Genomic DNA, 13519 nt, shown 5'->3' with positions numbered 1-13519 from the left:
AGGTTTGCAAAAAGAAATATCAGAAAAGAAGAAAAAGCTTAGAAAAAGCTTAAGGAGATAAAACATATGTCTAAAATTATTGGTATTGACTTAGGTACAACAAACTCAGCAGTTGCAGTTCTTGAAGGAACTGAACCAAAAATCATCGCTAACCCAGAAGGAAATCGTACAACTCCATCTGTAGTTTCATTCAAAAATGGTGAAATCATCGTTGGTGATGCTGCAAAACGTCAAGCAGTCACAAACCCAGATACAGTAATCTCTATCAAATCTAAGATGGGTACTTCTGAAAAAGTTTCTGCTAACGGCAAAGAATACACTCCACAAGAAATCTCAGCAATGATCCTTCAGTACTTGAAAAGTTATGCTGAAGAATACCTCGGTGAAAAAGTAACCAAGGCTGTCATCACAGTTCCAGCTTACTTTAACGATGCTCAACGTCAAGCAACTAAAGATGCTGGTAAAATCGCTGGTCTTGAAGTAGAACGTATCGTCAACGAACCAACTGCAGCAGCGCTTGCTTATGGTTTGGACAAGACTGACAAAGAAGAAAAAATCTTGGTATTTGACCTTGGTGGTGGTACATTCGACGTATCTATCCTTGAACTCGGTGATGGTGTCTTTGATGTATTGGCTACTGCAGGGGACAACAAACTTGGTGGTGATGACTTTGACCAAAAAATTATCGATTACATGGTTGAAGAATTCAAGAAAGAAAACGGCATCGACTTGTCAACAGACAAGATGGCTCTTCAACGTTTGAAAGACGCAGCAGAAAAAGCTAAGAAAGACCTTTCAGGTGTAACTTCAACACAAATCAGCTTGCCGTTCATCACGGCTGGTGAAGCTGGACCTCTTCACTTGGAAATGACTTTGACTCGTGCCAAATTTGATGATTTGACTCGTGACCTTGTAGAACGTACTAAAACTCCAGTTCGTCAAGCCCTTTCAGATGCAGGTTTAAGCTTGTCAGACATTGATGAAGTCATCCTTGTTGGTGGTTCAACTCGTATCCCAGCTGTTGTAGAAGCAGTTAAGGCTGAAACTGGTAAAGAACCAAACAAATCAGTAAACCCTGATGAAGTAGTTGCTATGGGTGCTGCTATCCAAGGTGGTGTGATCTCTGGTGATGTGAAAGACGTTGTCCTTCTTGACGTAACACCATTGTCACTTGGTATCGAAACAATGGGTGGCGTCTTCACAAAACTCATCGAACGTAACACAACAATTCCAACATCTAAATCACAAGTTTTCTCAACTGCAGCAGATAATCAACCAGCCGTTGATATTCACGTTCTTCAAGGTGAACGCCCAATGGCAGCAGATAACAAGACTCTTGGACGTTTCCAATTGACTGATATCCCAGCTGCACCTCGTGGTGTCCCACAAATCGAAGTAACATTTGACATTGATAAGAACGGTATCGTATCTGTTAAAGCGAAAGATCTTGGAACTCAAAAAGAACAAACAATTGTCATCCAATCTAACTCAGGTTTGACTGATGAAGAAATTGAAAGAATGATGAAAGATGCTGAAGCAAATGCTGAAGCAGATGCAAAACGTAAAGCAGAAGTAGAACTTCGTAACGAAGTCGACCAAGCTATCTTTGCCACTGAAAAAACAATTAAAGAAACAGAAGGTAAAGGCTTTGATACAGAACGTGATGCTGCCCAAACAGCACTTGATGAGCTTAAGAAAGCTCAAGAATCAGGTAATCTTGATGACATGAAGGCTAAATTGGAAGCTCTTAACGAAAAAGCCCAAGCTTTGGCAGTTAAACTCTACGAACAAGCAGCAGCGGCACAACAAGCTCAAGCAGGAGCAGAAGGCGCACAAGCAACAGATAACTCAGGCGACGATGTCGTAGACGGAGAGTTTACTGAAAAGTAAGATGTAAAGACTGTTAAAATCTCACAGTGAAAATAGGAAATCAGGCGAAGAAGCTTTAGTTTCTAGAAAGAATTGCACCTAAAGGTAGCCTTATATGTAGTTCGCTAAAGCGAAAACTGCTACGTCTCTTTTTCACACAGAAGTTAAGGTGTGCTCAATTCAACCTTACGAGTTCAAAAACAAAGCATAAGAAGAAATCCAGAGGTTGCAAACCAGCCTCTGTTTTTCGCTAAAATAAGTGAAGTGAATATAATGTATATTTTACTTCGTTTCGTAACAAATAAAATAGAAAGGATCAAAGAGTGTTCGTCGTTGAACACGGGCTATGGAACAAGCCAAAAAGATAGATGGTTTTGAGGGACCAGTAGTCCATCTTCGAAACTATTACTTTGGCTTTCTCCATTAGATGCCCTTTGTATCTTAAATTATGAACAATACCGAATATTACGATCGTCTTGGGTTATCTAAGGATGCCTCTCAAGACGAAATTAAACGTGCCTATCGTAAGCTATCTAAAAAATACCACCCAGATATCAATAAAGAACCAGGTGCGGAAGAAAAATATAAAGAAATTCTAGAGGCCTATGAAACTCTAAGTGATGCCCAAAAACGTGCAGCCTATGACCAATACGGACCAGACGGTGCGAACGGCTTTGGTGGCCAGGGTAGCTTTGGTGGCCAAGGTAGCTTTGGTGGCTTTGATGGTGGTGCAGGCTTCGGAGGTTTTGAGGATATCTTCTCGAGCTTCTTTGGTGGCGGTGCTACTCGCAATCCAAATGCTCCTCGTCAAGGAGACGACCTTCAGTATCGTGTCAACCTAAGTTTCGAAGAGGCTGTTTTTGGTGCTGAAAAAGAAATTCACTACAATCGTGAAGTGACATGTAAGACATGTTCAGGATCTGGTGCTAAACCTGGAACAAGTCCTGTAACCTGTGGTCGCTGTCATGGTCATGGGGTTATCAATGTTGATACACAAACACCACTTGGTATGATGCGTCGTCAAGTAACCTGTGACGTCTGTCACGGAACAGGTCAAGAAATCAAGGATCCTTGTCAAACTTGTCGTGGAACAGGTCGTGAAAAACAAAGCCATACAGTATCTGTCAAGATTCCAGCGGGTGTTGAAACAGGTCAACAAATCCGTCTTGCAGGCCAAGGTGAAGCTGGTTTCAACGGTGGTCCTTATGGAGACCTCTTTGTAGTCATCAATGTTAATCCAAGCGATAAATTTACTCGTGATGGATCGACAATTTACTATACACTTAACATTTCTTTTGTCCAAGCAGCTCTTGGTGATACTGTTGAAGTACCTACCGTTCACGGTAATGTTGAGATGGTTATTCCAGCGGGTACTCAAACAGGTAAAACTTTCCGTCTAAAAGGAAAGGGAGCGCCACGTCTTCGTGGAGGTTCACAAGGGGATCAACTAGTTACTGTCAAGATTGTAACTCCTACGAAGCTGAATGATGCTCAAAAAGAAGCTCTCCTTGCATTCGCAAAAGCAAGTGGTGATGAAAAGGTTGCACCACAGAAAAAAGGATTTTTTAACAAAGTAAAAGATGTTTTGGAGGATTTATAAAGAAAGGACGCTAAAAGCGTCTTTTTCTTTATTTTGGAAGCTGTATGGGGTCAGTTGATGATTGACATACTTTTTATCCTTAAAAAAATCTGATATGATAATTTTATGGTTAGATATAAAGCGACAATTTCTTATGATGGGACACTTTTTTCAGGTTTTCAAAGGCAACCAAATGCTCGTTCTATTCAAGAAGAGATCGAAAAGACTCTTTTGCGGCTAAATAGTGGTATTCCTGTAACTGTACACGGGGCAGGCCGAACAGATGCTGGTGTTCATGCTTATGGACAGGTTATCCACTTTGATTTACCTCAGGAGAGGGATCCAGAGAAGCTGCGTTTTGGTTTAGATACACAGTGTCCAGATGATATTGACATTGTTAGTATCGAGCTTGTATCGGAGGAATTCCATGCACGTTATAGTAAACATATTAAAACCTATGAATTCCTAGTAGATGCAGGGCGACCTAAGAACCCCATGATGCGTAATTATGCTATCCACTATCCCTACCCTCTAAGTCTAGCTCTTATGCAAGAGGCTGCTATGGAATTGGTCGGCACACATGATTTTACAGGATTCACAGCTTCAGGGACATCTGTAGAAAATAAAGTGCGTACAATTACCCAGGCAAGTGTATCTATCGATGAGAAAACTGGGTTTTATGTCTTTGCTTTTTCTGGGAATGGCTTTCTTTATAAGCAAGTTAGAAATATGGTTGGAACATTATTGAAAATTGGAAATGGACGCATGCCAGTTTCACAAGCGAAGACCGTGTTGGAAAGTCGTGACCGCAATCTTGCGGGACCAACCGTAGCAGGTAATGGTTTATATTTGAAGGAGATACGATATGAGTGATGAATTGGTATTAGCGATTTCAGGGAATGATATTTTTAGTGGTGGCGGGCTTCATGCGGATTTAGCGACATTTACAACTAATAAACAAAATGGTTTTGTAGCTATTACCTGTCTAACGGCTATGACTGAGAATGGTTTTGAGGTTATTCCAATCGATAGTAAGGTATTTAAACAACAACTTGACTCACTAAAAGATGTTCCTTTCTCAGCAATAAAAATTGGTTTATTACCTAATGTTGAAATTGCGGAATTAACCTTAGACTTTGTTAAAAAATGTCCAGAAATTCCAATTGTATTGGATCCCGTTCTAGTTTGCAAGGAGACACATGACGTTGAGGTTTCACAGCTACGTGATGAATTGGTTAAATTCTTCCCCTATGTTACAGTCATTACTCCAAATCTCCCAGAAGTAGAACTTCTTATTGACAAAAAAATACATACTATTGATGATATGAAGCTTGCAGCTAGTTGCTTAAAAGAATTGGGAGCTAAGACTGTCGTCGTAAAAGGTGGCAACCGTCTAGATGGTAATAAAGCGTTAGATGTTCTATACAATGGGAAAGAATATAAAATATTTGAGAAACCTGTTCTAGATAAAAATAATACAGGGGCAGGATGTACATTTGCTTCCAGCATAGCCAGTGAATTAGTCAAAGGATTTTCAGAAACGGAAGCTGTAGCCAATGCTAAGGTCTTTGTTTTTGAATCAATTAAACAGTCGAATGAATATGGAGTCGTTCAATATGCAAAATAAGAGAATAAAAAACTGACGTTATTAGCCATTCTAACGGCTTTATCAGTAACCTTTGGGTTTGTAGCGAAAATTCCAACTCCAACAGGACTATTGACTTTGGTAGATGCAGGGATTTACTTCACAGTCTTCTACCTTGGTAAGAAAGAGGGAGCTATTGTAGGAGGTTTATCTGCTTTTTTGATTGATCTCTTATCATCTGCTCCTCAATGGATGTTCATAAGTCTATTTATTCATGGTGCACAAGGCTATTTTGCAGGGCTAAAAGGTGGCTACCGTCCCCTAGGTCTACTACTAGCCACTGTTGTAATGGGTTAGTGGCTACGCCCTTTCTTCGGTGTTTATGTACGGAACAGGAGCTTCAATCGCAGAGTTGGTTCCTAATTTTTGTCAGAATGGTTTAGGCACTGTAATTGGTTGGCTATTATATCAAGCGTTCAAAAGAGTTCAATCAAACAAATGACAACAGATTTGTGATAAGCCTCTTGACAGCTATCCAAAAGGGTGCTAAGATATAAAAGTTGTCTTAAGCGATTTGTCTCTAACTCGTAAAGGTTCCAAAACTTTAAAAAAAGCTATTGACAAGTTTAAGAAGGGATGATATTATAAATAAGCTGTTTCATGAGAGACGGCCAGCACGAAGAAAAGAAAAAACTTCAAAAAAAGTGTTGACAAGATATTCTGTCTTTGCTAGAATATAGAAGTTGTCTCAAGAGAGGCAAAGACCTTTGAGAACTGAATAAGAAACCAAGTGCAGGGTTATGATAGAAGAATTATAACCTGTCAATTTACAAGAATAAATCGTCAGACGACGGTAATGAGTTAACGCTCGAACAATTATTAAAGTATTAATGAGAGTTTGATCCTGGCTCAGGACGAACGCTGGCGGCGTGCCTAATACATGCAAGTAGAACGCTGAAGAGAGGAGCTTGCTCTTCTTGGATGAGTTGCGAACGGGTGAGTAACGCGTAGGTAACCTGCCTTGTAGCGGGGGATAACTATTGGAAACGATAGCTAATACCGCATAACAATGGATGACACATGTCATTTATTTGAAAGGGGCAATTGTTCCACTACAAGATGGACCTGCGTTGTATTAGCTAGTAGGTGAGGTAATGGCTCACCTAGGCGACGATACATAGCCGACCTGAGAGGGTGATCGGCCACACTGGGACTGAGACACGGCCCAGACTCCTACGGGAGGCAGCAGTAGGGAATCTTCGGCAATGGGGGCAACCCTGACCGAGCAACGCCGCGTGAGTGAAGAAGGTTTTCGGATCGTAAAGCTCTGTTGTAAGTCAAGAACGGGTGTGAGAGTGGAAAGTTCACACTGTGACGGTAGCTTACCAGAAAGGGACGGCTAACTACGTGCCAGCAGCCGCGGTAATACGTAGGTCCCGAGCGTTGTCCGGATTTATTGGGCGTAAAGCGAGCGCAGGCGGTTTGATAAGTCTGAAGTTAAAGGCTGTGGCTCAACCATAGTTCGCTTTGGAAACTGTCAAACTTGAGTGCAGAAGGGGAGAGTGGAATTCCATGTGTAGCGGTGAAATGCGTAGATATATGGAGGAACACCGGTGGCGAAAGCGGCTCTCTGGTCTGTAACTGACGCTGAGGCTCGAAAGCGTGGGGAGCGAACAGGATTAGATACCCTGGTAGTCCACGCCGTAAACGATGAGTGCTAGGTGTTGGATCCTTTCCGGGATTCAGTGCCGCAGCTAACGCATTAAGCACTCCGCCTGGGGAGTACGACCGCAAGGTTGAAACTCAAAGGAATTGACGGGGGCCCGCACAAGCGGTGGAGCATGTGGTTTAATTCGAAGCAACGCGAAGAACCTTACCAGGTCTTGACATCCCGATGCTATTTCTAGAGATAGAAAGTTACTTCGGTACATCGGTGACAGGTGGTGCATGGTTGTCGTCAGCTCGTGTCGTGAGATGTTGGGTTAAGTCCCGCAACGAGCGCAACCCCTATTGTTAGTTGCCATCATTCAGTTGGGCACTCTAGCGAGACTGCCGGTAATAAACCGGAGGAAGGTGGGGATGACGTCAAATCATCATGCCCCTTATGACCTGGGCTACACACGTGCTACAATGGTTGGTACAACGAGTTGCGAGTCGGTGACGGCGAGCTAATCTCTTAAAGCCAATCTCAGTTCGGATTGTAGGCTGCAACTCGCCTACATGAAGTCGGAATCGCTAGTAATCGCGGATCAGCACGCCGCGGTGAATACGTTCCCGGGCCTTGTACACACCGCCCGTCACACCACGAGAGTTTGTAACACCCGAAGTCGGTGAGGTAACCTTTTGGAGCCAGCCGCCTAAGGTGGGACAGATGATTGGGGTGAAGTCGTAACAAGGTAGCCGTATCGGAAGGTGCGGCTGGATCACCTCCTTTCTAAGGAAAAACGGAATGTACTTGAGTTTCTTATTTAGTTTTGAGAGGTCTTGTGGGGCCTTAGCTCAGCTGGGAGAGCGCCTGCTTTGCACGCAGGAGGTCAGCGGTTCGATCCCGCTAGGCTCCATTGAATCGAAAGATTCAAGTATTGTCCATTGAAAATTGAATATCTATATCAAATTCCATATGTAAGTAATTACATATAGATAGTAACAAGAAAATAAACCGAAACGCTGTGAATATTTAATGAGTTAGGTCGAAAGGCCAAAATAAGGTTAAGTTAATAAGGGCGCACGGTGGATGCCTTGGCACTAGAAGCCGATGAAGGACGTGACTAACGACGAAATGCTTTGGGGAGCTGTAAGTGAGCAATGATCCAGAGATGTCCGAATGGGGGAACCCGGCAGGTAATGCCTGTCACTCATTACTGTTAAGGTAATGTAGAGGAAGACGCAGTGAACTGAAACATCTAAGTAGCTGTAGGAAGAGAAAGCAAAAGCGATTGCCTTAGTAGCGGCGAGCGAAACGGCAAGAGGGCAAACCGAAGAGTTTACTCTTCGGGGTTGTAGGACTGCAACGTGGACTTAAAGATTATAGAAGAACTACCTGGGAAGGTAGGCCAAAGAGAGTAATAGCCTCGTATTCGAAATAGTCTTTATACCTAGCAGTATCCTGAGTACGGCGAGACACGAGAAATCTCGTCGGAATCTGGGAGGACCATCTCCCAACCCTAAATACTCTCTAGTGACCGATAGTGAACCAGTACCGTGAGGGAAAGGTGAAAAGCACCCCGGGAGGGGAGTGAAATAGAACCTGAAACCGTGTGCCTACAACAAGTTCGAGCCCGTTAATGGGTGAGAGCGTGCCTTTTGTAGAATGAACCGGCGAGTTACGATATGATGCGAGGTTAAGTTGAAGAGACGGAGCCGTAGGGAAACCGAGTCTTAATAGGGCGCATTAGTATCATGTCGTAGACCCGAAACCATGTGACCTACCCATGAGCAGGTTGAAGGTGAGGTAAAACTCACTGGAGGACCGAACCAGGGCACGTTGAAAAGTGCTTGGATGACTTGTGGGTAGCGGAGAAATTCCAAACGAACTTGGAGATAGCTGGTTCTCTCCGAAATAGCTTTAGGGCTAGCGTCGATGTTAAGTCTCTTGGAGGTAGAGCACTGTTTGGGTGAGGGGTCCATCCCGGATTACCAATCTCAGATAAACTCCGAATGCCAATGAGATATAATCGGCAGTCAGACTGCGAGTGCTAAGATCCGTAGTCGAAAGGGAAACAGCCCAGACCACCAGCTAAGGTCCCAAAATATATGTTAAGTGGAAAAGGATGTGGGGTTGCACAGACAACTAGGATGTTAGCTTAGAAGCAGCTATTCATTCAAAGAGTGCGTAATAGCTCACTAGTCGAGTGACCCTGCGCCGAAAATGTACCGGGGCTAAAACATATTACCGAAGCTGTGGATACCTTTATAGGTATGGTAGGAGAGCGTTCTATGTGCGAAGAAGGTGTACCGTGAGGAGTGCTGGAGCGCATAGAAGTGAGAATGCCGGTATGAGTAGCGAAAGACAGGTGAGAATCCTGTCCACCGTAAGACTAAGGTTTCCAGGGGAAGGCTCGTCCGCCCTGGGTTAGTCGGGACCTAAGGAGAGACCGAAAGGTGTATCCGATGGACAACAGGTTGATATTCCTGTACTAGAGTATATAGTGATGGAGGGACGCAGTAGGCTAACTAAACCAGACGATTGGAAGTGTCTGGCCAAGCAGTGAGGTGTGATATGAGTCAAATGCTTATATCTTTAACATTGAGCTGTGATGGGGAGCGAAGTTTAGTAGCGAAGTTAGTGATGTCACACTGCCGAGAAAAGCTTCTAGCGTTAATTATACTCTACCCGTACCGCAAACCGACACAGGTAGTCGAGGCGAGTAGCCTCAGGTGAGCGAGAGAACTCTCGTTAAGGAACTCGGCAAAATGGCCCCGTAACTTCGGGAGAAGGGGCGCTGACTGATGGTCAGCCGCAGTGAATAGGCCCAAGCAACTGTTTATCAAAAACACAGCTCTCTGCTAAATCGTAAGATGATGTATAGGGGGTGACGCCTGCCCGGTGCTGGAAGGTTAAGAGGAGTGCTTAGCGTAAGCGAAGGCATGAATTGAAGCCCCAGTAAACGGCGGCCGTAACTATAACGGTCCTAAGGTAGCGAAATTCCTTGTCGGGTAAGTTCCGACCCGCACGAAAGGCGTAATGATTTGGGCACTGTCTCAACGAGAGACTCGGTGAAATTTTAGTACCTGTGAAGATGCAGGTTACCCGCGACAGGACGGAAAGACCCCATGGAGCTTTACTGCAGTTTGATATTGAGTATCTGTACCACATGTACAGGATAGGTAGGAGCCTATGACCTCGGGACGCCAGTTTCGAGTGAGGCGTTGTTGGGATACTACCCTTGTGTTATGGCTACTCTAACCCAGATAGGTTATCCCTATCGGAGACAGTGTCTGACGGGCAGTTTGACTGGGGCGGTCGCCTCCTAAAAGGTAACGGAGGCGCCCAAAGGTTCCCTCAGAATGGTTGGAAATCATTCGCAGAGTGTAAAGGTATAAGGGAGCTTGACTGCGAGAGCTACAACTCGAGCAGGGACGAAAGTCGGGCTTAGTGATCCGGTGGTTCCGTATGGAAGGGCCATCGCTCAACGGATAAAAGCTACCCTGGGGATAACAGGCTTATCTCCCCCAAGAGTTCACATCGACGGGGAGGTTTGGCACCTCGATGTCGGCTCGTCGCATCCTGGGGCTGTAGTCGGTCCCAAGGGTTGGGCTGTTCGCCCATTAAAGCGGCACGCGAGCTGGGTTCAGAACGTCGTGAGACAGTTCGGTCCCTATCCGTCGCGGGCGTAGGAAATTTGAGAGGATCTGCTCCTAGTACGAGAGGACCAGAGTGGACTTACCGCTGGTGTACCAGTTGTTCTGCCAAGAGCATCGCTGGGTAGCTATGTAGGGAAGGGATAAACGCTGAAAGCATCTAAGTGTGAAGCCCACCTCAAGATGAGATTTCCCATGATTTTATATCAGTAAGAGCCCTGAGAGATGATCAGGTTGATAGGTTAGAAGTGGAAGTGTGGTGACACATGTAGCGGACTAATACTAATAGCTCGAGGACTTATCCAACGAATGTAACTGAGATATATTGACAACGATTTGGTTTCTTGATACAGTATAGATATTCAATTTTGAGTTGAGAATACTCAGAGTTAAGTGACGATAGCCTAGGAGATACACCTGTTCCCATGCCGAACACAGAAGTTAAGCCCTAGTACGCCTGATGTAGTTGGGGGTTGCCCCCTGTTAGATACGGTAGTCGCTTAGCAAATAGGGAGTTTAGCTCAGCTGGGAGAGCATCTGCCTTACAAGCAGAGGGTCAGCGGTTCGATCCCGTTAACTCCCATAGGTCCCGTGGTGTAGCGGTTATCACGTCGCCCTGTCACGGCGAAGATCGCGGGTTCGATTCCCGTCGGGACCGTTCAAGTAGAAATATTTGAGACTCGTTAGCTCAGTTGGTAGAGCAATTGACTTTTAATCAATGGGTCACTGGTTCGAGCCCAGTACGGGTCATATATGCGGGTGTGGCGGAATTGGCAGACGCACCAGATTTAGGATCTGGCGCTTAACGGCGTGGGGGTTCAAGTCCCTTCACCCGCATTAGAAAAAAGTTAGCCGGCTTAGCTCAGTTGGTAGAGCATCTGATTTGTAATCAGAGGGTCGCGTGTTCAAGTCATGTAGCCGGCATAAAACGCGAACGTAGTTCAGTGGTAGAACACCACCTTGCCAAGGTGGGGGTCGCGGGTTCGAATCCCGTCGTTCGCTTGAGGAGCCGGGGTGGCGGAACTGGCAGACGCACAGGACTTAAAATCCTGCGAAAGGAAACTTTCGTACCGGTTCGATTCCGGTCCTCGGCATAACTTAATAATAAGCACCCTTAGCTCAACTGGATAGAGTACCTGACTACGAATCAGGCGGTTAGAGGTTCGACTCCTCTAGGGTGCATTTTTATCGGGAAGTAGCTCAGCTTGGTAGAGCACTTGGTTTGGGACCAAGGGGTCGCAGGTTCGAATCCTGTCTTCCCGATTAAGACCTTTGAGAACTGAATAAGAAACCAAGTGCAGGGTTATGATAGAAGAATTATAACCTGTCAATTTACAAGAATAAATCGTCAGACGACGGTAATGAGTTAACGCTCGAACAATTATTAAAGTATTAATGAGAGTTTGATCCTGGCTCAGGACGAACGCTGGCGGCGTGCCTAATACATGCAAGTAGAACGCTGAAGAGAGGAGCTTGCTCTTCTTGGATGAGTTGCGAACGGGTGAGTAACGCGTAGGTAACCTGCCTTGTAGCGGGGGATAACTATTGGAAACGATAGCTAATACCGCATAACAATGGATGACACATGTCATTTATTTGAAAGGGGCAATTGTTCCACTACAAGATGGACCTGCGTTGTATTAGCTAGTAGGTGAGGTAATGGCTCACCTAGGCGACGATACATAGCCGACCTGAGAGGGTGATCGGCCACACTGGGACTGAGACACGGCCCAGACTCCTACGGGAGGCAGCAGTAGGGAATCTTCGGCAATGGGGGCAACCCTGACCGAGCAACGCCGCGTGAGTGAAGAAGGTTTTCGGATCGTAAAGCTCTGTTGTAAGTCAAGAACGGGTGTGAGAGTGGAAAGTTCACACTATGACGGTAGCTTACCAGAAAGGGACGGCTAACTACGTGCCAGCAGCCGCGGTAATACGTAGGTCCCGAGCGTTGTCCGGATTTATTGGGCGTAAAGCGAGCGCAGGCGGTTTGATAAGTCTGAAGTTAAAGGCTGTGGCTCAACCATAGTTCGCTTTGGAAACTGTCAAACTTGAGTGCAGAAGGGGAGAGTGGAATTCCATGTGTAGCGGTGAAATGCGTAGATATATGGAGGAACACCGGTGGCGAAAGCGGCTCTCTGGTCTGTAACTGACGCTGAGGCTCGAAAGCGTGGGGAGCGAACAGGATTAGATACCCTGGTAGTCCACGCCGTAAACGATGAGTGCTAGGTGTTGGATCCTTTCCGGGATTCAGTGCCGCAGCTAACGCATTAAGCACTCCGCCTGGGGAGTACGACCGCAAGGTTGAAACTCAAAGGAATTGACGGGGGCCCGCACAAGCGGTGGAGCATGTGGTTTAATTCGAAGCAACGCGAAGAACCTTACCAGGTCTTGACATCCCGATGCTATTTCTAGAGATAGAAAGTTACTTCGGTACATCGGTGACAGGTGGTGCATGGTTGTCGTCAGCTCGTGTCGTGAGATGTTGGGTTAAGTCCCGCAACGAGCGCAACCCCTATTGTTAGTTGCCATCATTCAGTTGGGCACTCTAGCGAGACTGCCGGTAATAAACCGGAGGAAGGTGGGGATGACGTCAAATCATCATGCCCCTTATGACCTGGGCTACACACGTGCTACAATGGTTGGTACAACGAGTTGCGAGTCGGTGACGGCGAGCTAATCTCTTAAAGCCAATCTCAGTTCGGATTGTAGGCTGCAACTCGCCTACATGAAGTCGGAATCGCTAGTAATCGCGGATCAGCACGCCGCGGTGAATACGTTCCCGGGCCTTGTACACACCGCCCGTCACACCACGAGAGTTTGTAACACCCGAAGTCGGTGAGGTAACCTTTTGGAGCCAGCCGCCTAAGGTGGGACAGATGATTGGGGTGAAGTCGTAACAAGGTAGCCGTATCGGAAGGTGCGGCTGGATCACCTCCTTTCTAAGGAAAAACGGAATGTACTTGAGTTTCTTATTTAGTTTTGAGAGGTCTTGTGGGGCCTTAGCTCAGCTGGGAGAGCGCCTGCTTTGCACGCAGGAGGTCAGCGGTTCGATCCCGCTAGGCTCCATTGAATCGAAAGATTCAAGTATTGTCCATTGAAAATTGAATATCTATATCAAATTCCATATGTAAGTAATTACATATAGATAGTAACAAGAAAATAAACCGAAACGCTGTGAATATTTA

4 protein-coding genes, 11 tRNA genes, 4 rRNA genes and 1 pseudogene are annotated in these 13519 nt (G+C 45.6%); all 20 read left to right on the top strand.

Going from position 1 to position 13519, the window contains the following annotated elements; translation table 11 throughout:
* The first annotated feature begins 66 nt into the window (after positions 1-66).
* The 20 genes and pseudogenes from dnaK (at position 67) to MHH90_RS09140 (ending at position 13400) form a co-directional block, all read left to right on the top strand.
* Positions 67-1890 carry a molecular chaperone DnaK gene (gene dnaK, locus MHH90_RS09235; RefSeq protein WP_024704305.1) on the top strand — a complete coding sequence of 608 codons (1824 nt, stop codon included), beginning with the start codon at positions 67-69 and terminating at the stop codon, positions 1888-1890.
* A 427-nt stretch (positions 1891-2317) separates the two neighbouring features.
* The gene (gene dnaJ, locus MHH90_RS09230) at positions 2318-3469 is read left to right on the top strand and encodes a molecular chaperone DnaJ (protein ID WP_113870454.1); all 1152 of its coding nucleotides are present in this window, start codon (positions 2318-2320) and stop codon (positions 3467-3469) included.
* A gap of 105 nt (positions 3470-3574) precedes the next feature.
* A complete protein-coding gene (truA, locus tag MHH90_RS09225) occupies positions 3575-4321 on the top strand; it encodes a tRNA pseudouridine(38-40) synthase TruA (RefSeq protein ID WP_011680650.1) in 747 nt (248 codons plus the stop codon).
* On the top strand, positions 4314-5075 hold the full coding sequence (locus tag MHH90_RS09220) for a bifunctional hydroxymethylpyrimidine kinase/phosphomethylpyrimidine kinase (RefSeq protein ID WP_011225331.1): 762 nt from the start codon (positions 4314-4316) through the stop codon (positions 5073-5075). Before truA ends, MHH90_RS09220 begins: the two co-directional genes overlap by 8 nt.
* Positions 5065-5535: pseudogene (locus tag MHH90_RS09215) on the top strand (ECF transporter S component). Before MHH90_RS09220 ends, MHH90_RS09215 begins: the two are co-directional and overlap by 11 nt.
* 384 nt (positions 5536-5919) lie before the next feature.
* Positions 5920-7467 (top strand): 16S ribosomal RNA (locus MHH90_RS09210).
* Positions 7468-7521: 54 nt separating this feature from the next.
* A tRNA-Ala gene (locus MHH90_RS09205) sits at positions 7522-7594 on the top strand.
* A gap of 146 nt (positions 7595-7740) precedes the next feature.
* Positions 7741-10640, top strand: a 23S ribosomal RNA gene (locus tag MHH90_RS09200).
* Positions 10641-10723: 83 nt separating this feature from the next.
* Positions 10724-10839: ribosomal RNA gene (gene rrf, locus MHH90_RS09195) — 5S ribosomal RNA — on the top strand.
* Positions 10840-10844: 5 nt separating this feature from the next.
* A tRNA-Val gene (locus tag MHH90_RS09190) sits at positions 10845-10917 on the top strand.
* Positions 10918-10919: 2 nt separating this feature from the next.
* Positions 10920-10992: transfer RNA gene (locus MHH90_RS09185), tRNA-Asp, on the top strand.
* Between the two features lie 19 nt (positions 10993-11011).
* A tRNA-Lys gene (locus tag MHH90_RS09180) sits at positions 11012-11084 on the top strand.
* 5 nt (positions 11085-11089) lie between these two features.
* Positions 11090-11171, top strand: a tRNA-Leu gene (locus tag MHH90_RS09175).
* 14 nt (positions 11172-11185) lie between these two features.
* Positions 11186-11258, top strand: a tRNA-Thr gene (locus MHH90_RS09170).
* Positions 11259-11264: 6 nt separating this feature from the next.
* Positions 11265-11336: transfer RNA gene (locus tag MHH90_RS09165), tRNA-Gly, on the top strand.
* Between the two features lie 6 nt (positions 11337-11342).
* Positions 11343-11428: transfer RNA gene (locus MHH90_RS09160), tRNA-Leu, on the top strand.
* A 14-nt stretch (positions 11429-11442) separates the two neighbouring features.
* Positions 11443-11516, top strand: a tRNA-Arg gene (locus MHH90_RS09155).
* 7 nt (positions 11517-11523) lie between these two features.
* Positions 11524-11597 (top strand) — tRNA-Pro (locus MHH90_RS09150).
* Between the two features lie 128 nt (positions 11598-11725).
* Positions 11726-13273: ribosomal RNA gene (locus MHH90_RS09145) — 16S ribosomal RNA — on the top strand.
* Together the 16S, 23S and 5S rRNA genes with 11 tRNA genes alongside form the textbook arrangement of a ribosomal RNA operon.
* A 54-nt stretch (positions 13274-13327) precedes the next feature.
* A tRNA-Ala gene (locus tag MHH90_RS09140) sits at positions 13328-13400 on the top strand.
* The last annotated feature ends 119 nt before the right edge of the window (positions 13401-13519 follow it).

It is taken from the genome of Streptococcus sp. FSL E2-3488, assembly GCF_038003585.1.
Classification (GTDB): domain Bacteria; phylum Bacillota; class Bacilli; order Lactobacillales; family Streptococcaceae; genus Streptococcus; species Streptococcus thermophilus.
This window is presented reverse-complemented; position numbering and strand designations above follow the sequence as displayed.

Coding starts and splice junctions, on each gene's coding strand:
- truA (WP_011680650.1), top strand. CDS start 3,575: ATGGTTAGATATAAAGCGACAATTTCTTATGATGGGACACTTTTTTCA.
- dnaJ (WP_113870454.1), top strand. CDS start 2,318: ATGAACAATACCGAATATTACGATCGTCTTGGGTTATCTAAGGATGCC.
- dnaK (WP_024704305.1), top strand. CDS start 67: ATGTCTAAAATTATTGGTATTGACTTAGGTACAACAAACTCAGCAGTT.
- MHH90_RS09220 (WP_011225331.1), top strand. CDS start 4,314: ATGAGTGATGAATTGGTATTAGCGATTTCAGGGAATGATATTTTTAGT.